This is a genomic window from Paraburkholderia phytofirmans OLGA172 (genome assembly GCF_001634365.1).
Lineage (GTDB): Bacteria > Pseudomonadota > Gammaproteobacteria > Burkholderiales > Burkholderiaceae > Paraburkholderia.
Genome location: NZ_CP014578.1, coordinates 2,072,441 through 2,093,723, shown reverse-complemented (window position 1 = coordinate 2,093,723; position 21,283 = coordinate 2,072,441). Strand labels below are relative to the sequence as shown.

Sequence of the window (21,283 nt, the reverse complement as noted above, 5' to 3'; positions counted from 1 at the left end):
GGTTTCGGGCCATTCGGTGGCGAACGCCCAACCTTCATTTTAGATTAATCCACCAGATGGGTATTTTCATGAAAAGCATAAAAAATACGAAACGATATATCTGCGGCCTGGCCACCTCGATCATCAGCATATGCATGGTTCCATTTCCTGCTTATGCGGACAATTATCAAACCAGCGTCAATTGCACTTATAGCCATACCCTGGGTGATGACGCCATTTTGATGTTCGGAATGCCGGGTCACGCAATGTGGCATGATTTTTTTGGCAATACCGGAACAGATGCGTCATCAACTTATACCAGCCTGCAAAAATCGCCAACCACCACCTGTACCGATCTGGCTGATTCATCGGCTTACTGGGCACCTTCACTGAGATTACCCGATGATACGGTAGTGCGCCCCGCATATCAGAAAACATATTATCAAACTGTAAACAGCACTGAAAACCCGTTAACCCAATTTCCACCAGGCTTGCAGCTTCTGGCCGGAGATCATAAAGGCACTTCGCCGAACCCTTATATTAATTTCCTGTGCAATGATGGCAAAGGTTATAGCCATAACGCAGAGCGAACTTGTTTACCGCCTTCGACCAGTGAACCAATACAACTCGACATTGCCGTTCAGTTTCCCAACTGCTAGGATGGTAAGACTATCGCTGCAAAACCGTCAGGCGTGACTCATAAACCCAATGCAGTTTATGCTGATGCCAGCGGAGCCTGTCCGGCTGATTATCCCAAACACATTCCCACGGTTAACATGAATGTCGCCTACTTATTCCCCGGCGTAGCTTCTCTGGATCTTGGTAAAGTTCAATTATCATTGGATCCCATCATGAACGGCGACCAGCGTATCGATCAATGGGGAAGTATTTATACAGCGCATGGTGATTTCATCAATGGCTGGACACCAGATGCGGCGAAGTTTATGACCGAACGCTGCATGAACAATAACTACGATTGCACAAGCTATATGCCTTATAGCTATGTCAACCCCATTGCCGATACCTATGTAAGCAACAAAGATGATAGCGACCGGAATTTTGGAGGAAGTGGTCAATTGTTAGTCCAGGGAGATACCTCTAACGCCAGTGAGAGCGGCAATCCCGAAAAAATAACTTTATTAAAATATAAAATTCCACCCCTGCCAACGTCTTATTCCGAAGAAGAAAGCGCTATTTTTAAATATAAAGTTCATCTCTACGGCGGAAGAAGTACGTCAAGTGGAGCGCAGACGATTTATATTTACCCAACGTCAACGGAATGGGATGAAAACAGTGTAACGTGGAACAATCATCCTGATTGTAATTATAAATCCTATGCGAGCCTGTACCTGGATGAAAAAAATCAGTATCGCGACATCGACGTAACCAATCTGGTTAAACAGGCTCAACAGGCAGGGCAGCAGCAAATTGCATTTTGCATCAGTGGCGACACCAAAAAGAACGGAGATTCCTACACATTTTACTCAAAAGAGACGAATTACTCGCCACAGCTGATTATCGTTGGCGTGCAGCCTCAATAACCTGATTTTTTAATCCATGCAATCGAGCCAGAAGTGCCAGCGGCAACGCTGGTGCTTCTGGAATATTAAAGACTTGCTTGATTTTAAGTATTTCAGAAAAACGATTTCGAAGTCGGTGCGTTTAAGTGGGAATCCAACTCAAACACTACCCGACGAAATCCGTCATCAAGCTGCGTGAAGCAGAGCAGCATGCCATTCGCGTCACTTCGTCACCGGGACGAAGGAAACCATCGACGACGAAGTACGCAACCTGCCCGGCGCATACGCCACAAAATTTCAAATCAAATTCACCTGACCACTCATTCGGATTCGGGCCTTCGGCCACTGTGCCGCTTGACCGCTGAACCGTTCATCGAGCCCGCGCTGGACGGTGCGGCGCCGCCTTCCCAGCCCGTGCAAAGCACAGCAGATTCTCTACAATGGGGAAACCGCTGCCGCGCTTGCGAGCAGCGCGCGTTACGCCAAGACGGGCGCACCGAGATGCCCGCCCTTCGATCGGAGCGAAGATGAGCGAACCGTCCCTCGATGCCGTACGCCGCGACCAGGCGGGCTGGATTTTTCTGCATATCGAAGGCGAACCGTACGATCGCGGCGAACAGCATGGCCAGTTGCTCGCCACTGAAATCCAGAACGCGATCCGCACCGCCCGCTATCTTGCGAAATGGGACACCGGCGAAGACTTCGATACCTTCGTCGATGCCGCCGTATCCCAGTTCGCCAACAAACTCGACACTGAATTCACCGACGAAATCCAGGGCATCGCCGACGGCGCGAAGCTGCCGTTCGCCGAAGTGCTGGCCTGGAACGGTTACATGGATCTGCTGCAAAGCTGGTGGCCGAGCCACGCAGCGGCCCAGCAGCCGCAGCTCGGCCTGAAACCGTGGCGCGGGCGCCGCGGCCATCACTGCAGCGCGTTCATCGCCACCGGCAGTGCCACCCGCGACGGCCGCATCGTCATGGCGCACAACTCGTGGGACCGCTACGCCGCGGGCGATGCGTTCAACGTCGTGTTCGACATCGTGCCGGATCGCGGCAACCGCATCCTGATGCAGGGCTTGCCGGGCTGCATTTCCAGCCTCACCGATTTCTGGGTCACCGAAGCCGGCCTGATGGTCACTGAAACCACCATCTCCAACTTTGCCGGCTACAACGCCGCGGGTGCGCCGGAGTTCTATCGCTCGCGGCGCGCGTCGCAGTACGCCAACAACATCGGCGAATGGTGCGAGATGTTCGCGGTCGCCAACAACGGCGGCTACGCGAACAGCTGGCTGCTCGGCGACACCAAGACCGGCGAGATCGCGCGCTACGAACTCGGGCTGCATTATTCCGGTTTCGAGAGTACGAAAAACGGCTTCTACAGCGGTTACAACACCGCGACCGATCTGAAGATACGCAACCAGGAATGCATCGGCGAAGGCGAAGACTATACGGACGTGCGCAAGAACGGCGCGCGCCGCTTGCGCTTCATGCAGCTCGAAGAAATGCATCACGGCAAGATCGACGTCGAACTCGCCAAAGAGATGATCGCCGACCATCACGACGTCTATCTCGACCGCAACGACAACCCATGCTCGCGCACGATCTGCGGACATCTGGAACTGGACGACGCGCGCTTCGGCGGTTCCGATCAAGGGCCGTTCAATCCCTGGGGCGCCAACGACGGCAAAGTGGTCGACAGTGACATGGCGCGCACCATGGCGTTCACCGCGCGCTGGGGACACCCGTGCGGCCGGCCGTTCGACGCCCAGGCGTTCATGAAGCGCCATCCGCAGTGGAACTGGCTCAACGGTTATATGCGCGACCGGCCGTCGTGGCCGTGGACGCGGTTCGAGGTGCTGCGCTAGACGAGGTGTTTATTGCAACGCAACATAAATGGTGCACGAGCGTTCGCGACTGCGTTGCCTTTTTCCTGCCATCATGTGAAATCTACAATGAGGTTTTGTCTTTTTTACGCGCGCGCCGCAGCGGTTTGACATCTAAGATGGTAGATGCACGCCGCGCGCATATGGCAACGCCGCGTGTAGGTTGCGCCCTCCTTTCGACGCGGGGACGGTGCAGCGCTTGCTTACCTGTTAGCGCCGCATGAGCTGAGGAGGTCGGGTGATGAAAACCTCGACACTGTTGACCATGGTGACGCTGTCAGCCTCGTGTTTTGCCGCGCCGGTTCATACCGCAACGGACAGCACTACCGCCAATAGCCTTGCCGAACGCGCCAACGCCGCACCCGTCGCCCCTGCGGCGCCGGACGTCGCTGCCACGGACGACAATCGTCCGCAACAATGGCAATACATTGCGCTACCCAAGTCGCGGCATCTGGAGCGAAGCTTCACGGGCCAGAACGAACACCTGCAAACCTGAAAACAGCCCTTGGGGAGCGCTTGCATGACCGCATCGGCTATTCCTGGCGAATCGATTGATCTGCAGATCGCCGACGTTCTGCGCGAAGTCAGTTTCCCGACTTATAAAGATGCACTAGTCGACGCGGCGCGCGAAGCCGGCGCGAGCAACGAAGTATTGTCGATGCTCGACGGCTTGCCGGAGCAGGATTACGCCGACGTGACGTCGGTCACGCGCCTGATCGGCGGCAATTACGGGCCGGGTCTGGGCGCATGAGCGGAAAGCGGGTCTTTACGCTGGGCTCGCTCTCTGAGGTCCGTGCTTCCTGCACGTAATAAGCTGGGCTCGCTCTCTCAGGTCCGTGCATCCTGCACGTAATAAATATCCCATTCGCTTTCGGCGGTTTTAACGACACCATCGCGTCGGCAAAAGCGATTCGAAGGCGCGCTTGAAGCGCGAGGCGCCTGCGTGCCGCACGCCCGTCAAAGCGGCGACGCCACCACGCTTCGCGCGCGCGAAGTCCGGGGCTTCAGCCGCGTCACGTCACCCGGCAATGCAGACACCGGCAGATCATCGGGATACGCCGGCGAGCCGGCGACGGCACGCCGCGGCATCGTGGCGCGCGGATCGCGCGCGTGCTCATCGGTCTGCTGGAAATGCGCAACCAGGTGGTCGATAAAGGTGCGCACTTTCGCCGGCAAATGAAGGCGGCTTGGATAAGCAATCGTGATTTCGATTCGCGGCAGACGGTAGTCGCCGAGCAACGGCACAAGGCGCCCGGACGCCAGATCCCGCCCGATCAGATAGCTCGGCAAAATCGCCACGCCCATACCCAGCAGGGCGAACTGCCGCAACATCTCGGTGTTGTTCGCCGCAATCGCGTTGGTGGGCCTTACCCGCACTTCGCCGTCCGGTCCGGTGAATACCTTCTCGTCGCCACCTTGCTCAGCAGGCCGGCTCAGACACGGATGCGCCAGCAAATCTTCGGGGCGGACCGGGGTGCCGTGCTGCGCAAGATAAGCGGGTGTCGCGCAGACTGTCATATAACCGGTGGTCAGACGCCGCGTGACGATGCTCGCGCTGCGCATCTGCCGCGCGACCATGATCCCCACATCGAACCCCTCTTCCACCAGATCGACGTGGCGGTCCGCCAGCGTGACGTCGGGCATCACATCCGGATAGCGCGCCGCGTACGACTGCACCACCGGCGCGAGGCTATGCAGGCCGAACACCACCGGCGCGACGATGCGCAACGTTCCAACCGGTTCGTGATTGCGCGCCACCACCATCTGCTCGACGCCTTCAAGGTCGTCGAGAATGTGGCGCACGCGTTCCAGATAGGTTGTGCCGGATTCGGTGAGAGAAAGACGGCGCGTGGTGCGATTGAGCAGCCGCGTGCCGAGACGCGCTTCCAGATCCGCGACGTGACGCGTGACGACGGCAGTGGAAAGATCCAGCGCGCCAGCCGCGCCGACGAAACTGCCAAGGTCGGCCACCTTGACGAATACGCGCATCGACTGCAATTGATTCATGGGACGACTCCTGCCTCGGTAAAGCCGGGCCGGCGCAACGCTGCCGCCTGTGTCGACCCGCACGACAAGGCGCGCGCGGATTTGCCCAACGATTCGATTGTATCGACCCGATCATGTCCCAACCCTGACCTGAACATGACAATCCGGACAGGTTCCTGAGGCGCTCGCGACACTATTGCGAGGCTTATTGCGGATATTTAACTAGGTATAAACCCTTATACGCTGGTAACATAGCGCCCGAAAGGAAATTAATCGCCATGCCACATCGTTTTCAGCTTTTCGAAAAAATCGCATTTTCACTGGTTTGCTGGTCCGCCGCGGCCTGTTCGGCCTTCATCGCTTACGAGCGGTGCCCGGACATCAAGGTCGTCCTGCACGTCGGTGAGGAAGCCCTGCGCGCCAGTGGGCAGTATTCTTTCGTCTGCGCCACGCCGGTTGCAGACACCTGCGCGCAGTTGCCGGCGAGCTGATTCGCCGGCATTCGCCACACTATCTGATCGATTACGCGTCGCGCCCAAACACCACGCGCGCGAAAAATCCCGCCAGCACCGTTTCAGCCATCTCGGCCGGCACGTTCTGCGGGTCGACCGTGTAGAAGAACTGCACGCCGTCGCACAAACCCATCAAGCCCATCGCCAACGTCTCCGCCGGCAGCAGCAGCGGCGTGCCGACCCGCGTCGAAAATTCGCGGATGTACGCGCTCAACTGTTCGAGCTTCTCGTGCATGAACGCGTTAAAGCGTATCCGGAAGCGGCCGTCACGCACGGCAAGCAGCTTTGCCTCGACCCACAGCAGGAAGCACTTGTTCTCGCGATGCAAGCTGCTGTAATAGCGCAGCACGCGCTCTTCCATCTCTTCGCGCGACGCCGCGTTTTCGAAGATGGCCCGCAACCCCGCCTGCATGGTCTCGTGGTCGCGACGCAGTAGCTCGAGGAACAACTCGTTCTTGCTGCGGAAGTTCGAATAGAACGCGCCGCGTGTATAACCCGCCGCCCCGGCGATGTCTTCGACACTCGCGGCGACAAAGCCTTTCTTCATAAAAATCGCTTGCCCAGCGTCAAGCAGACGCTGGCGCGTCTGGTCCTTGCTCTGCTCGCGTGTAAGTCGTTGCCGTTTCATGGGCGCAAGTCTAGCACCGAAAAGAATTCCAATTCACGCCGACATTCAGATACATGTGTGTATTAGAATTCATCTATTCATCCGAAGTCGGATGCGTATGCCAATTGCATGTTTCGGCCCACGCGTCCTCGCTGGCGGGCCGCTGCGGCTTGCCGTGTTCGTTCGCTGTCTCCAGTTGGGGTAATTGTGAAGCGTCCCGGTCCTCCCGCATCGTCTGCGATGCGCCAGCAGTTTCATCGGCATGCCCATTCCGCACGCTTGCGCCGCGCAGCATTCGCCCTCGCTTTCGCCAGCATCGTCACGCTCGCCGCGTGCTCGAAGCAAGAAGCGGCTGCGCCCGCGCCGCGTCCGGTGGTCGCCGTCGCCGTGCATACGGACGGCAGCGCGACGGTTGCGGCAGCGTTGCCTGGCGAAGTGCAGGCGCGCTATTCCACGCCGCTATCGTTTCGCGTCGGCGGAAAAATCATCGAACGGCGTGTACGTTTGGGCGACGTAGTAAAGTACGGGCAGATCGTCGCCCGGCTCGATCCGGCAGATGCGCAGAAGAATGCCGCCAGCGCGCAGGCTCAACTGGAAGCCGCGCAACACAGTCTCGTGTATGCGAAGCAGCAACTCGAGCGCGACCAGGCCCAGGCGAAAGAAAACCTGATCGCGCCCGCACAGCTCGAACAGACCACCAATGCGTACGCGTCAGCCGCCGCGCAGCGCGACCAGGCCGCGCAACAGGCGGCGTTGTCGAAAGACCAGTTGCAGTACACCACGCTCATTGCCGATCACGCCGGTGTGATCACCGCCGAGCAGGCCGACACCGGCCAGAATGTGTCAGCAGGCCAGGCCGTCTACAACCTCGCATGGAGCGGCGATATCGACGTGGTCTGCGACGTGCCGGAAAGCGCGCTAGCCGCGCTCTCGATCGGGCAGACCGCGAAGGTCTCGTTGGCCGCGCTGCCGGGCCGCAGCTTTACCGCGCGCGTGCGCGAACTGTCGCCCGCCGCCGATCCGCAAAGCCGCACGTACCGCGCCAAGCTCACGCTCGACAATCCCGGCCCGGATGTGCGCCTCGGCATGACCGCCGACATCGCGCTCTCCGCACCTTCGCCCTCGGACTCGGCTGCGAACTCGTCTGCGAACTCGGCTGCGAACCCAGCTGCCAACTCCGCTGCCAACCCCACTGCGAGCCAGAGCAGTTCCTTCACGGTGCCTGCCACCGCCCTGTTCCACGACGGCACGCAGCCGGCCGTGTGGGTCGTGCGTCCCGCGGATAACGCGCCGGGCGTCGGCACGCCGGGCGTCGGCACGCTGGAACTGCGCCGCGTGACGGTCACCCGCTACAACGAGCGCACGATCGTGATCGGCCTGGGGCTCAAGGACGGTGACCGCGTCGTACTGCAAGGCGTGCATACCGTGACCGCCGGCGAAAAAGTCCACGTGATCCCGCCGCTGCATCCCGAGGACTTCGCTTCATGAGCACCACGCATGAAGAAGGACGCTTCAACCTGTCCGCATGGGCGCTGCGCCATCAGGCGTTAGTGGTTTTCCTGATCGCGCTCGCGACCGCGTTCGGTATCCTTGCCTATACCCGTCTCGCCCAATCGGAAGACCCGCCCTTCACATTCCGCGTCATGGTGATCCGCACCTTCTGGCCCGGCGCGACCGCGCGCCAGGTGCAGGAACAGGTCACCGACCGCATCGGGCGGAAATTGCAGGAAACACCCACCATCGATTTCGTGCGCAGTTACTCGCGCCCCGGCGAATCGCTGATGTTCTTCTCGATGAAAGACTCGGCGCCGGTCAAGGACGTGCCCGAAACCTGGTATCAGGTGCGCAAGAAGGTCGGCGATATCGCGGCGACCCTGCCGCCAGGCATTCAAGGCCCGTTCTTCAACGACGAATTCGGCGACGTCTACACCAACATCTACACGCTTGAAGGCGACGGCTTTTCCGCCGCGCAACTGCACGACTATGCGGACCAGTTGCGCACGGTGCTGCTGCGCGTGCCGGGCGTCGGCAAGGTCGATTATTTCGGCGATCCGGATCAGCACATCTACATCGAGATCGCCAACACGCAACTCACACGCCTCGGCATCTCGCCGCAGCAACTCGGTCAGGCGATCAATTCTCAGAACAGCATCTCGCCAGCGGGCACGCTGACCACCACCGACGACCGCGTGTTCGTGCGTCCCACTGGCCAGTTCAAGGACGTCAACGCGCTCGCCGACACGCTGATCCGCATCAACAACCGCTCGTTCCGTCTCGGCGACATCGCGACCATCAAGCGCGGTTACGACGATCCTGTCGCCACGCAAATGCGCTCGGGCGGCAAGGCGGTGCTCGGCATCGGCGTCACGATGCAACCGGGCGGCGATGTGATTCGTCTGGGCAAAGCGCTGGATCAGGAGACGCTCAAGCTGCGGGCCACCCTGCCCGCCGGCTTGCACCTGGTCGAAGTGTCGAGCATGCCGAACGCAGTTGCGCATTCTGTCGACGATTTTCTCGAGGCCGTTGCCGAAGCGATTGCGATCGTGCTGGTGGTCAGCCTGCTGTCGTTGGGCGTGCGCACCGGCATGGTGGTCGTGATCTCGATACCCGTCGTGCTCGCCGTCACGGCGCTGTGCATGTACCTGTTCGACATCGGCTTGCACAAGGTGTCGCTGGGCACATTGGTGCTGGCCTTGGGGCTGCTGGTCGACGACGCGATCATCGCGGTCGAAATGATGTCAGTGAAGTTGGAGCAAGGCTGGACCCGCACGCGCGCTGCCGCCTTTGCATACACCAGCACCGCTTTTCCGATGCTGACCGGGACGCTCGTGACCGTCTCCGGCTTCCTGCCGATTGCCTTGGCGAAGTCGAGCACCGGCGAATACACGCGCTCGATCTTCGAAGTGTCGGCAATCGCGCTGATTGCGTCGTGGCTCGCGGCGGTGGTGCTGATTCCACTGCTCGGCTATCACATGCTGCCCGAGCGCAAACGTCAGGAACACGAAGCAGACGATCACGAACATGAAATCTACGACACGCGCTTCTATAAGCGGCTGCGTGGCTGGATCGGTTGGTGCATCGAGCGGCGTTTCGTCGTGCTGGCGATCACTATCGTGCTGTTCGTCGCGGCGATGGCAGGCTTCACGCTAGTGCCGCAGCAGTTCTTCCCGAGCTCGGACCGTCCCGAGTTGCTGGTGGACGTGCGCCTGCCCGAAGGCGCGTCATTCGAAGCGACGTTACGGCAAGCACAGCGGCTGGAGAAAGCGCTGGTGGGCCGGCCGGAAATCGATCATACGGTGGACTTCGTCGGCACCGGTGCGCCGCGTTTCTATCTGCCGCTCGATCAGCAATTGCCGCAGCCGAATTTCGCGCAATTCGTGATCACGGCGAAATCGGTAAAGGATCGTGAGAAGCTCGCACAGTGGCTCGAAGCGGAATTGCGCAATAACTTTCCGGCGATCCGCACACGCCTGTCGCGCCTCGAGAATGGGCCGCCGGTCGGCTATCCCGTGCAGTTCCGGGTAAGCGGCGACGATATCGCCACCGTGCGCTCGATCGCCGAGCGCGTCGCCGCGACCATGCGCGCCGAGCGCGGCACCCGCAACGTCCAGTTCGACTGGGACGAGCCTGCCGAGCGCTCGGTGCGCTTCGAAGTCGATCAGAAGAAAGCACGCGAACTCGGCGTGAGCTCAGAAGACATTTCGAGCTTCCTCGCTATGACGCTTTCCGGCTACACCGTCACGCAGTATCGCGAGCGCGACAAGTTGATCAGCGTCGATCTGCGCGCGCCCAAAGCGGAACGCGTCGACCCCGCGAAGCTCATCACACTGGCGATGCCGACGCCGAACGGCCCGGTGCCGCTTGGCACGCTCGGTCGTCTGCGCAACGACCTCGAATACGGCGTGATCTGGGAACGCGACCGGCAACCCACCATCACCGTGCAGTCCGACGTGGCCCCGGGCGCGCAAGGGATCGACGTCACGCATGCCGTCGATAAAGCGCTGAGCCAGATTCGCGGCACGCTGCCGGTCGGCTACCGGCTCGAAATCGGCGGGTCGGTCGAGGAAAGCGGCAAGGGGCAAACGTCGATCAACGCGCAGATTCCGATCATGGTCATCGCCGTGCTGACGCTCCTGATGGTCCAGTTGCAGAGTTTCGCGCGGGTGCTGATGGTGGTGCTGACCGCGCCGCTCGGCTTGATCGGCGTGGTCCTCACGCTGCTGCTGTTCGGCCAGCCGTTCGGCTTCGTCGCGATGCTCGGGGTGATCGCGATGTTCGGCATCATCATGCGCAACTCGGTGATTCTGGTCGATCAGATCGAGCAGGACATTGCCGCGGGACATAAGCGCTTCGACGCGATCGTCGGCGCGACGGTGCGGCGCTTCCGGCCGATCACGCTGACCGCGGCCGCCGCCGTGCTTGCGCTGATTCCGCTGTTGCGCTCGAACTTCTTCGGTCCGATGGCGACCGCGCTGATGGGCGGCATCACGAGCGCAACCATCCTTACGCTGTTCTATCTGCCGGCCCTGTACGCGATGTCGTTCAGAGTGCGCGACGACGAGCGCGAGCCGCCGGCGCCGTCCGGCACGGCGCACTCGGGGAACTGAGATCATGACTACCCTTCCATTCCCTCGGCACCTGCGCCTCGCGCTTCTCAGCGGCGCCGTGCTGGCGCTGGCTGCCTGTTCGTTCGGCCCGAACGGCGAGCCGCCCGCCATGCCGCAACCGGCTCACTACGGCGCCGAAGCGCAGCCGACGCAAACCGTGCCCGCACAAGGCATCACCCAGCAATTCGTGGTCGGTGCGAAGCCGGTGCCCGAATGGTGGAAGCTTTATCAATCGGAGGCGCTGAACGCACTGGTCGACGAAGGCTTGCGCAACAGCCCGACGCTTGCCTCGACCGAAAAGAGCCTGGCTGCAGCGCGCGAGCAACTGCGCGCGCAGATCGGCAGTTCGCTGCTGCCGACCATCGACGCAGGCGGCCAGGCCACCCGCAATCGTGCGCTGGCGATTCCCGAGGCCGGTCCGAATACGTTCCTGTACAACGTCTTCGTCGGTCAGTTACAGGCGCACTATACGTTCGACCTGTTCGGCGCCTCGCGCCTCGCCGATGCGGCGCTCGCTGCCCGCGTGAATGTGCAGGCGTATCAGTTCGATGCCGCGCGTCGCGCGCTGGCGGCCAACATCGTGACGGCGGCGATCACGAGCGCGGCATTGCGTGCGCAGATCGACACGACGGAGCGGCTCGTGACAATTGCCAACGATCAGGCGCGCGACACGCAACGGCGCTACGCCTTGGGCGCGGTCTCGCACGCCGATCAGTTGAGCGCGCAACAGAGCGCGGCGAGCCTGTCGGCAAGTTTGCCGGGTTTGAAGCAGCAATGGCTGACGACGCGTCATGCTCTGGCGGTGCTGCTTGGCCGCACGCCGGATGCGGCACCGGGCGACCTCGATCTTGCGCAACTGCATGTGCCTGAACAGGTACCGGTGGTGGTGCCATCCGAGCTGCTGCGCACCCGGCCCGACATTCAGGCCGCGGACGCCGCCCTGAAGGCCGCGGCTGCCGATGTCGGCGTCGCGACGGCGCAGATGTTCCCGAGCCTCTCGCTGAGTGCATCGATGGGACAAGGCGGCTTTAGCTGGCCGGTGGCGCTGTCCGGCGCCGGGGCGATCTGGAGTATTGGCGCGTCATTGTCGCAACCGCTGTTTCATGGCGGCGCCCTGTTCGCTCAGCGCCGTGCGGCGGTCGACACCTATGACGCTACGGTTTCGCAATACAAACAGACCGTGCTGGCCGCATTCCAGAACGTCGCCGATACGCTCGCAGCGCTGCAGCACGACGCGCAGGCGCTTGACGCGGCGAGCTTTGCCGCGCGCTCGGCGCAGGGAATTTTTGACGATACTGCGGCACGCTACCGGCTGGGCGCGTTACCGATCGCGTCGACACGGTCGAGCGAGCAGCAGTTCCGCAACGCGCAGCTTGATGAGATCCGCTATACGAGCGCGCGACTGACGGACACGGCAGCCTTGTTCCAGGCGATGGGGAATCCGCCGTTGGCGTCGGAGCCATCCGCCGTTCAAGTCGACTGATCGCAGCGATCCGGCACCCCTCCTATGCCGCCGGAATCGTCAACACCTGCCCTGAATAGATCAAGGATGGGTTCTTCAGGATTGCCCGATTGGCCTCGCAAATCAACGGCCACTTTCCGCAGCCCCGTAGTACTTGTCGGCGATGCTCGACAGCGTGTCGCCGGACGCCACTGTGTGCTACAACCGCGGTCGATTGACAAAAACAACTTCGTCCGGACCAGGCTGCGATACCGACAGTGAACGCGTCGGCGTGGACAGCGACAATACCTCCTGCTCGGTCAGCACACGGTTCCACATGGCGACTTCGTCGTAAACCATCGTGCCCGGCACACCTTGGCCTCTCGAGTAGTAGTCACCGCGCGCATCTTCGTTGAAACCAATGGTTGAGTAGACGCCGCGGATCTTTTCCACGTCGATGCCGACAAGGCTCAACTTTACGGTCCGCAAGCCGTCGACAGGATCGAAAACATACGCCGTTGCCATGCGTGCGCCGGTATCGACAGTCATCGCCACATAAACCCACCCGGTATCCAGGAATCCGATCACCTTATCCACCCCCTTGCTGCCGTCGCCGATGTTGAACTGGAACATGCCATTGCGGAGATGCGATACCATAAATCCGGCATTCTGGACCGAGGCCCAGTCCTTGTTGCCGAGCACAGGTGAATCGTTCTGTACTCCGTTCGAGTTAAACCAGAAGCCAATCGAGAATTGCGGGTGAGTGCTGATGTCGTCGGCGAGTTTCATGCCATTCAACGCACCTTCGTTTATATTCTGCGACGTGACCTGCATGGCCTGGCCGCGGAAACGGTCGGCAACTTGCGTATGGAACGCTTCCGAGGCGATATCGAAAGGTTGAACGGATACGCCCGGCACAATCACATCGGCCAACCCATCATCGAATGAGAAAAAGTGAATCAACCCGCTTGCAAGGTCTGAGTCAGGCCGCAGGTAGGTGAGTTTGACATGCACCGGAATCATAGTGAGAACGCGCTTCGTGACCAATACGTAATAGGACGCGTAGTTGCCGTTCGTTATTTCGCCAAACTCGTTATCGACATACGAAGTCGCGTCGCCAGGTAAAGTTGCGAGCTGCGTGTGGCCGCGATACAAATAGTAAGCCACCGGCCGGTTTGCAGGAGCGGTCCACGACAAGGTCAGACTCGCTTGATCAGCACCCAGTACGCCTGTGAATGCGTGCGGCATGTCGTCGACAGCCGCAGGAGCGTCTTCGACTCCAGACTCAGTGGGTTCAGGTCCGAAGTCGCCTTGTATAGCGAGGGCCGGCGACACATCACCCGGAGACGCCCGCTCCTGCCGATACCAGTCAGCCTCCCGCAGCAAAATAGCATTGTCGATAAAAGTCCGGGCTTCCACCGGGTAAGCCGGACTGAATTCCAGCGCTTCTTCGTACGTAGCGAAATCCTTGTACTTAATGGTTACCGTTGTATTCTCCAAGGCCTTTTGATACCTGATCACCCAGTCCTCTTCGCTCTCCACAAGAGGGCCGGCAATGGGATGAGCAGATAACTGTCCGGCCGTGGCATCTATCACAAACTTCAGGTTTGTCAAGTCCAGTATGAACACAAAGTATCTCTCGCTCATTGCCCCGGCATTTTCCCAATAATTCATCGCCCGGACATAAGTTGAAACACTTCCTTCACTGACAAGGTTGCGCAACTCTTCGAGTTTCTCCACAGCTTCCTGAGGTATCCCAACGGGATTAAAATTATTTGCGAATTCACTTTTTTTGCCGCCTTCGAATAAATCCGACAGCCGCCGCACAGAGCCTTTAAAACCATTGGATGAACGCCTCACTGAACCAGTAATTTCGGTGCTGTATTTCAACAGCAGGTCCAGAATCTCTTTTATGCGCTCAACATTCTCCCCACGCGGAATAGTGGAAACATCGATGGATCTGGCAGGCTCGAACGTTCTCGCATTGAAATCTTCTTCGAAATCGTTCAGAACATATTCAGAATTATCCAGCACATTATAATTAATCTCCCCATTCTTCATTAGAATCGACATATCTTCTGAATAAGTGGCGACTTTCACTCTTCCGCTTTTCTTTACCAGCAGTGCATACGCAATACCAACACGAGAACCATAGGGATCCGATTTTATTTTATTATAATCGAAACTATTGACATTGGCCTTCGCATTAGTCACCATCGCATCCACTTCGCCTGGAATATATTTTCCGAAATAGTTTATCGTCCCCTTATGATAGGTCGAAATCATGTCGACCAGCACATCGTTACCGCGCAATGACGTTCCAGCGTTGTCAAGCAATTCGTCACAGTCAAGCCGCACCATTCCGTTTTTATCCCGAATATTTCCGGGAGCAATCTGGACGTCTGGCAAAGACTTACCCGTCAGCGAAAGGTGTGCTTTATAAATGCTCGCGGCGCCATGCTTGCCTGTTAACCACTTTGAATCTCCGGGCGATTGTCCCGCATGATAGGCATAGAATTTATTGTCGTCGACTGCATAAATCATTGAGCAGCCAGTTAATTCACCTGACGAAATAACGATCGGCTTTCCTTCCCGTAGCTGATCGAACGGAATGCTGATACCCACCGTCCCGGATTTACCGTTAGAGACCTCCATCACGCTGAAATCGGCGTCAAGAGAAAATTTATCTCCCCACAGTCCAAGAGCAGGACCATTCCTCGCTTTGGACGTGACTTGCTCTCCGCTCCAGGTCTCGATAACGCCGTGCAATGCCCCATTCTCATCCGTTACTTCCGCCATCGAAAACTTTCGAGCAGGTGTCGCCGTTGTGTCCGTGACGGCATCATTTCGCACAAAGGTAAACTCGACATCGGGAGTCCGTGTGATTTTTCCAAAGAGCACGCCTTTTCCCGCGAGCGGGCTTATATCCCCGCCTTTCAATTCAACATTTTTTCCTGCGTCAACTAAAGAAGAACTCGCGCCCTGCGCCGGCAAACCATCATGCTTAATCCACCGATTATCCTGCGATCGCCTAACTGGAATTCCATGGCCAAGCTGGCCGGGATGGTCGGGATCCATCACCCGCCAGGTTCCTGCATAGTTATCCCAATCAACCCGATACACCATCGAGTCGATTTCTACGTAGCCAAAGGAGTCCTGCGGTGCGGGGTTCGCTGAAGTCTGGGCACGGTACACCCCCCTATCAAGCGGTCCACTCCCTTCAATCAGGTCATTCAGCTTGATGTTATCTGCCCGCCACACTTTGTTTATGCCTCCCCCCGCCCCGAAAGTACGAGCGGGCGGAACGAAAACCGCGTCCGCGAATTCGTTCAAACCACGCCCCGGCCGCAGTTTTGACGGCTTCAACAATCCCTTAAGGACCGGACCAGCCAAGCTTTTCAACGGGACAGGTTCAAGCAAATCATACAGTCCCCACGCCACAATGCGCATACTCTCCTTCAGAGCCATCAGGCCTAAACCTGGTAACCTGGTCAAGACAGACTTGACGAGGGCACTACCGGTTAATCCGCCCGCGCGCGCGGCCCAGACTGCGTTAGCAATCTGGTCGAACAGATTTTTGGTCACTGCGACACCGGAAAGGATCATCGAGCCCAATGCGGCAAAAACGGTGAGGCTATCAAATATCAGTTGACTTATGTTTGGCGAATACTTTCTATCAGTCTCGGAGGTATAAATTTCGCCATAAAAAGGTACAAACATAATCGCCAGCTTTTGCCAGAACGATGGAATGTAAAGAGTGTTCTTCGCCGCCACGGCCATTTCGTCGATATTTTCATTGACATATTTCTTTATTTCATCCAGCAGCAGGCCGCTCACTTCCCGGTCTATTTTTGACTTGAACGCAACGAGCCTAAGCGGCCTGTTCGGGTTGTTTAGAGCCGTGTTATTTCCAAAAAGTGGAATAATCAGAATTTTTCTCAAATCATCCCAGCGCATTACATCGCGATCAGATGTGATTTTCGGACCTTTGAATGGCATATTGAAATTATAGTCATAAATATTAAATAACTCCTTTCCACCCATGTACCGCCGGCGGTAGGGGTCGGTCCTTATTTCGTTCAAGTACAAATTACTTGCCATTTCCCGATCTTCGATGTATTTCACCATCACCGCACCGGTGAGACATGCCACCATCAACCAGTCGCCATTATGCAGTTTGACGAACGACAAACCGCCAGCAACCTTGGATAGCGTCCTGACATCCTGAAAATCAAACCGATAAAATTCAACGAAGTTTCCGTACATCTGGAGAAGGGACAGCCCCGACGATATCATCATGGAAGTAGACACCACCGCGGACTCATACTTGCTATATTTATCAACATAATCAGCAAATTGATCCGTGAATTCACGTTGAGTAAGGAAATTTTTACTATCCTTAAAACCAGCAAATGGGACATAGCCATCGGGCTGCATCCCAAGCGAACCAAACGGCCCCATTTTCGATTTGTCGGTTAAAAATTTCAATATCACCTGATCAGGATGGAAACGCCCTGGTTCGACTGCGGATTCCGGACATTCAATTTTCCGGTATATAAATGCCGCCGTTCGAACAAACCAACCGTCTGCAACAGCATGCGATTCCAATTTTTCAAAATAAGCAGCCAACGCCGCTTCCTCTGGAATCTCATCCGTGCGTCCCTCTACCTTCGACAAATAGAACCGGGCGGTTTCAATCTGGGCAGCAAGGATGTCGCGATAGTCGTGACGCAACGGTATTTCCCTTATTTTTTCTAATGGCAGACTGTGTTGCAACGCAATATACTCTTGGAGCGTAGGAAGAATTTCATGCAAATAATGCATCGCGGCATCCGACGCGTGGAGTTGTTTCAACTCTTCCCTACTGTAGGCAACACGCTCGACTCCAGCCAGCCTAAGTTGCTGGGAAGACTGGTTGAACAACACCGAAAGGTACGCAATGCGACTAGCTCGCAATTGACTATCGACATCGTTAGCAGGCCTTGCTTTAAAAAAAATGCTTCCAATTCCCAATATGGCTGATACGATCCCTTTTTGATATGCCAGAAATTTTTCCTCCTCGACCTGAACGCTCGAATCATAATCGCGGAGTTCTTTCTTCAAACGCTCTCGTTGATGACCCAGTTCACCTAACTCAATCGATTTTCCCGAACGCCGCAAACCAAGATCCCAGTGCAACTTCCTGTATTGCACTATCTTATTTTCTAAAGATGACTTTAGAATAAATGATTCAGGCAAAAGAACATTCATATCAGCACTACTGTCATTTATAAAATCGCTCAACGTTTGCGCACTCTGCAACTCCGCAGCCGTGGTTTGCATCTTTCCGGCCATGGCAATAATTTCTTCTCTGAGGATTCGTGCTTTCACATCGATTTTTACTATTTTTCTGCTGATATCCTTTCGAACCAGCAAAAATCTGGTTCCAGCTTCCTGGTCCAACAATGCTTCAGTAAAAAGATCTTTATCGACGCGTTCCGATGAAAGCGAATTCTGGTAGTCATTAACCAATGCGTCACGAATTTCCTCGTTATAGTATTCCAGTGCCGGCCGCGGGACTTCCCGCCAATCCCGGCGCCCCTGATATTTAACGCCATGAATCCGGTTCTCTATTTCACTTTTTGCCAGCATGATTTCTGGAATCTCAGGCGAAAAGGCAGCCTGAGATTCCTTTTCAAACCATGCCTCAAGCTGGATTCTCACGGCATTCAGAAAATCTGAATATCTTATCTCAACCCTGTCGAGCATTATTGTTTTTATTATTTTCTTTAGGTTATTTTGAACACTATCGCTATAAACAGCATAGAGAAAGAGACCATCTATTACGTGCTCTTTCGCCGGCAGACGCTCGATAGTCTCGCTTTGAGCGCACCACTCGCCACCATCGAACAGCACATTGAGGCACCCTTTCGTGCCATGGCATATTTCCCCCATCGTTTTATCGGCCATAAACCTGAACGGCCAATAAATATTATTCACTACCAGAAACAGATTCCGTTCCCTGTCCTGAAACAGACCATCCAAAAACCGGAAGCCGCCGCGCGGCGTCGTCCCTGCGCCCTCACCTGCCCAATCCTTTTCTACCTGGGAAATCAGGCTGGCAGAAATCACTGCCGGTTTGGGTATGTCGACGTCGGGAATCGGGCCAAGATTCAGGGCGGCTCGGTCTCCTTTTCCAAATCCCCAGATAAAGTTCGGACTGGAGCGCTGCAGCGTGAAACTGCCACCGCTTTTCTCGTTGACCAGTTTGCCGAAAACGAGTCCTTGATCCTCGAATTTCCAGTAGCCGCCCCCCACTAAAAGGTACGCGTTGCCGTTTCCTGCCCGATAGACACCCTCACCTGCGCGTGTCATCTCGTCTTCGCTATCCGGGTGAAAAGAATCTGAAACAGGCCAATTGCTCGATATCCAGGAATCCAGCTCATGCGTGACACGGGTCACACGCGAGGATCGCTCGTCGGCATCCGCAGATCTACGTTGCCTTTGCAATGAGGATGGTTCAGCCTCTGCGCCATCTGCCATCCACTCTTCCGATGTGTGCAGGACAAAGTCCATTTCTTCCGGACTCAGCTCGGCTGCATCCGTGCCACCAGGTTGTCCGACCGCGAGAAAATCGGCGTCCGCCTGCGTCAGCTTCACGACGAAATCGTTCACCATTTCGTCAGGAAGCGTGTCGAACGGCCACGGCTCGTGGATCGTCTGGCTCACGCCATCAGTCACCTGGGCCAGTTCATTGAGCGGCGGCTGCGTTAGGTCCGGATGGGGGCTTTTCTGCGACGTATATTCTGTTCGCCCATACGATGAATTCGTTTGATTGCCCGAGGCAACGGCCTGCGAGGCCATGCCGGCGTTCACATCGGGAACCGGGTCCTGAGCACCGTAGACCTGTTCCAGCCAGATCACGAGCCGATATAGCCCGTACCCGGCCGCCGCCGCTGCCCCGACGACGCCCCCCGCCAGCGGACTCTTCCTCACGAGCGATTGAACTCGGGACGTCGTCGCGACCGCAGCGATTTCCTGGTCAGCCAGCAATGCCGAACGCTCGACGACATCCGCCGCGCCCGCGCCCATGTTCACAACGGTATGACTGGCGGCGACCGCTCCCGCCACGATTAGCGGCTTCGAGACAGCCGCGTCTGCGGCCCCCGACCTGGCCGGTGCAGGCGTGCCCGTATCGCCATTGCTCGCTCCGCCCGCAGCCTTCGATGCTCGAGATCTGATCTCAGCGAGTTGCTCCTGCCTCTCGACTATCGCAAGCCGCTTCTGGATTCGCGCATGCCGCCTCTGCCATTGCTTTTCCGCCGCACTCTTCTGCACCCGGTAGTCATGCGGATCATAGCCAAGCGCATTGGGGTCAACAACGGCATTAGGCTCGGTCGTGCTCGGCACGGGCACTGTATCGACCAGCGTTTGCAAAACCGCATAACCTTGCGTCGCGCGCTTGAGCAGCCCGAACATGCCCACCAGTTTCTTGCCCAGCTCGGTTTCCGGAAACGCGATTTTCGTGCGCTTGAAATAGAGGTACTGCGTGATCAGCGCAACTATACCCACGCACATGTATATCGTTTCACGCTGGTCCTTGTCATCGGCGTCGAGCGACTGGATGTCGTCCCATCCGAGTACGCTGTCGATATACCGTTTGGTTTGCTCGGCAATGGCAAGCAAACACATTGGCGGAGAAAGGAGCTGGTACGGAAGCATCAGCAACGTCTGCATCAATCCGTCGAGCACGTCGCGCCGGATCAGTGCTGTCACGAGACGATATGCACTCACAGCGTATGAGGCGTAGAAACTGAGTACGGGCGAGAAGGCGGAGAGCTGTTGAAACAGGATTCTCGTCAACGCGGATTGGCCTATCCAGTCCGTCGCCTGATTGCCCAGATGAAAAAGCGTGCGGGACAGTTCTGTCGAAGCAGCCCTGTTCCGCGTGGACGCACTCGCCATCTGCGAGACGGGCTCCGGCAACCATTCGGCGTGTTCCGGCGCGTCGAAAAACACCTCTTCCGCTTCGTCCGCGCCTGTCAGGGATCCCGTTATTTCGTTGAACCGCTCCGGGTTCTGAATAACATATTCCCTGATTGCGCGGCGGAAATAGCGCGCAGCCTCAAGCCTCGTGAGCGGCTCGCGCCCATTGAAGATGCGATGTGCCGCAGCCTCGTGCCGGTGGTCCTGCAACGCCTCCCAGACGGCGTAGAAGAAACAGTTACCATCGTCGCGGACCGGCACTTCCGTGCCGTTCACCACCGCGCTGTAGTGCGCGTCTCTCAAGCCATTGTTTCTCAACCTGACACGGATTGCATCACCACCATCGCCGCCGAATCGCTGCGTAGGGATACCGTTCGCTTCGACCTCCAGGGCTAGTCCCGACCCTGCCCAGCCAGGAATTTGCGTGATCAGATACGGCACCGCATCGAACTCATCGAAATTCCACGCGCCGTCCTGACCGATGAGATCGGCTACCCTGATCGCCCGGTTACCAGTACGTGTCCGCTTCCTGGCTCTCTTCCTTGTCCTTTTTTTTGTTCCGGCATTTTGTCGACCGTCTACACGTTCGTCTTCCGTATAGCTGCGCATAACCGACCTCGGGTCTGGAATGGTGTTTCGGACAGCAACGTGCGTTGATCGGTCGTGGCAGACGAATCACGTGATGGACAAGCAGACGTGTCTGGACATCGCCACGCGGAATGGGCGCGGTCGAGGCATTGACTCAAATTGAGCGGGATTGACATGCACGATCGCGACAGCCGC

At 57.4% G+C, this 21,283-nt stretch carries 12 protein-coding genes; 8 read left to right on the top strand and 4 right to left on the bottom strand.

Translation table 11 applies throughout. The features are described 5' to 3' along the window. Window positions 1–68 precede the first annotated feature (68 nt). From AYM40_RS43450 to AYM40_RS08930, 5 genes are all read left to right on the top strand, one after another. A complete protein-coding gene (locus AYM40_RS43450; protein ID WP_158515264.1) occupies window positions 69–638 on the top strand; it encodes a DUF1996 domain-containing protein in 570 nt (189 codons plus the stop codon). A gap of 33 nt (window positions 639–671) precedes the next feature. Then, complete coding sequence (locus AYM40_RS40125; RefSeq protein WP_148662142.1) at window positions 672–1,520, top strand: DUF7594 domain-containing protein; 849 nt, start codon at window positions 672–674, stop codon at window positions 1,518–1,520. Between the two features lie 506 nt (window positions 1,521–2,026). Continuing rightward, complete coding sequence (locus tag AYM40_RS08940) at window positions 2,027–3,364, top strand: C45 family autoproteolytic acyltransferase/hydolase (protein WP_063495908.1); 1,338 nt, start codon at window positions 2,027–2,029, stop codon at window positions 3,362–3,364. Window positions 3,365–3,623: 259 nt separating this feature from the next. After that, complete coding sequence (locus tag AYM40_RS08935; protein WP_063495907.1) at window positions 3,624–3,878, top strand: hypothetical protein; 255 nt, start codon at window positions 3,624–3,626, stop codon at window positions 3,876–3,878. A gap of 24 nt (window positions 3,879–3,902) precedes the next feature. Beyond that, on the top strand, window positions 3,903–4,133 hold the full coding sequence (locus tag AYM40_RS08930) for a DUF2795 domain-containing protein (RefSeq protein WP_063495906.1): 231 nt from the start codon (window positions 3,903–3,905) through the stop codon (window positions 4,131–4,133). A gap of 206 nt (window positions 4,134–4,339) precedes the next feature. Here AYM40_RS08930 and AYM40_RS08925 read toward each other — a convergent pair whose 3' ends face one another. The 3 genes from AYM40_RS08925 to AYM40_RS08915 form a co-directional block, all read right to left on the bottom strand. Further along, window positions 4,340–5,389 carry a LysR family transcriptional regulator gene (locus AYM40_RS08925; RefSeq protein WP_063495905.1) on the bottom strand — a complete coding sequence of 350 codons (1,050 nt, stop codon included), beginning with the start codon at window positions 5,387–5,389 and terminating at the stop codon, window positions 4,340–4,342. Between the two features lie 360 nt (window positions 5,390–5,749). Beyond that, the gene (locus AYM40_RS43665) at window positions 5,750–5,860 is read right to left on the bottom strand and encodes a hypothetical protein (RefSeq protein ID WP_420488475.1); all 111 of its coding nucleotides are present in this window, start codon (window positions 5,858–5,860) and stop codon (window positions 5,750–5,752) included. Between the two features lie 30 nt (window positions 5,861–5,890). After that, window positions 5,891–6,508, bottom strand: coding sequence for a TetR/AcrR family transcriptional regulator (locus AYM40_RS08915; RefSeq protein ID WP_063495903.1), 618 nt, complete (start codon window positions 6,506–6,508; stop codon window positions 5,891–5,893). Between the two features lie 219 nt (window positions 6,509–6,727). Here AYM40_RS08915 and AYM40_RS08910 point away from each other — a divergent pair, with 219 nt between their 5' ends. The 3 genes from AYM40_RS08910 to AYM40_RS08900 are packed head-to-tail and all read left to right on the top strand — an operon-like array spanning window position 6,728 to window position 12,577. Beyond that, window positions 6,728–7,975 (top strand): efflux RND transporter periplasmic adaptor subunit, encoded by a 1,248-nt coding sequence (locus AYM40_RS08910; RefSeq protein ID WP_063495902.1) that lies wholly within the window; start codon window positions 6,728–6,730, stop codon window positions 7,973–7,975. Next, a complete protein-coding gene (locus tag AYM40_RS08905) occupies window positions 7,972–11,094 on the top strand; it encodes an efflux RND transporter permease subunit (RefSeq protein ID WP_063495901.1) in 3,123 nt (1,040 codons plus the stop codon). The genes AYM40_RS08910 and AYM40_RS08905 overlap by 4 nt, the downstream gene beginning before the upstream one ends. A 4-nt stretch (window positions 11,095–11,098) precedes the next feature. Continuing rightward, window positions 11,099–12,577 (top strand): efflux transporter outer membrane subunit, encoded by a 1,479-nt coding sequence (locus AYM40_RS08900; RefSeq protein WP_063495900.1) that lies wholly within the window; start codon window positions 11,099–11,101, stop codon window positions 12,575–12,577. A gap of 177 nt (window positions 12,578–12,754) precedes the next feature. Here the strand turns inward: AYM40_RS08900 and AYM40_RS08895 are convergent, their stop codons facing one another. Continuing rightward, window positions 12,755–21,109 carry a cytotoxic necrotizing factor Rho-activating domain-containing protein gene (locus AYM40_RS08895; RefSeq protein WP_063495899.1) on the bottom strand — a complete coding sequence of 2,785 codons (8,355 nt, stop codon included), beginning with the start codon at window positions 21,107–21,109 and terminating at the stop codon, window positions 12,755–12,757. Window positions 21,110–21,283: the final 174 nt, after the last annotated feature.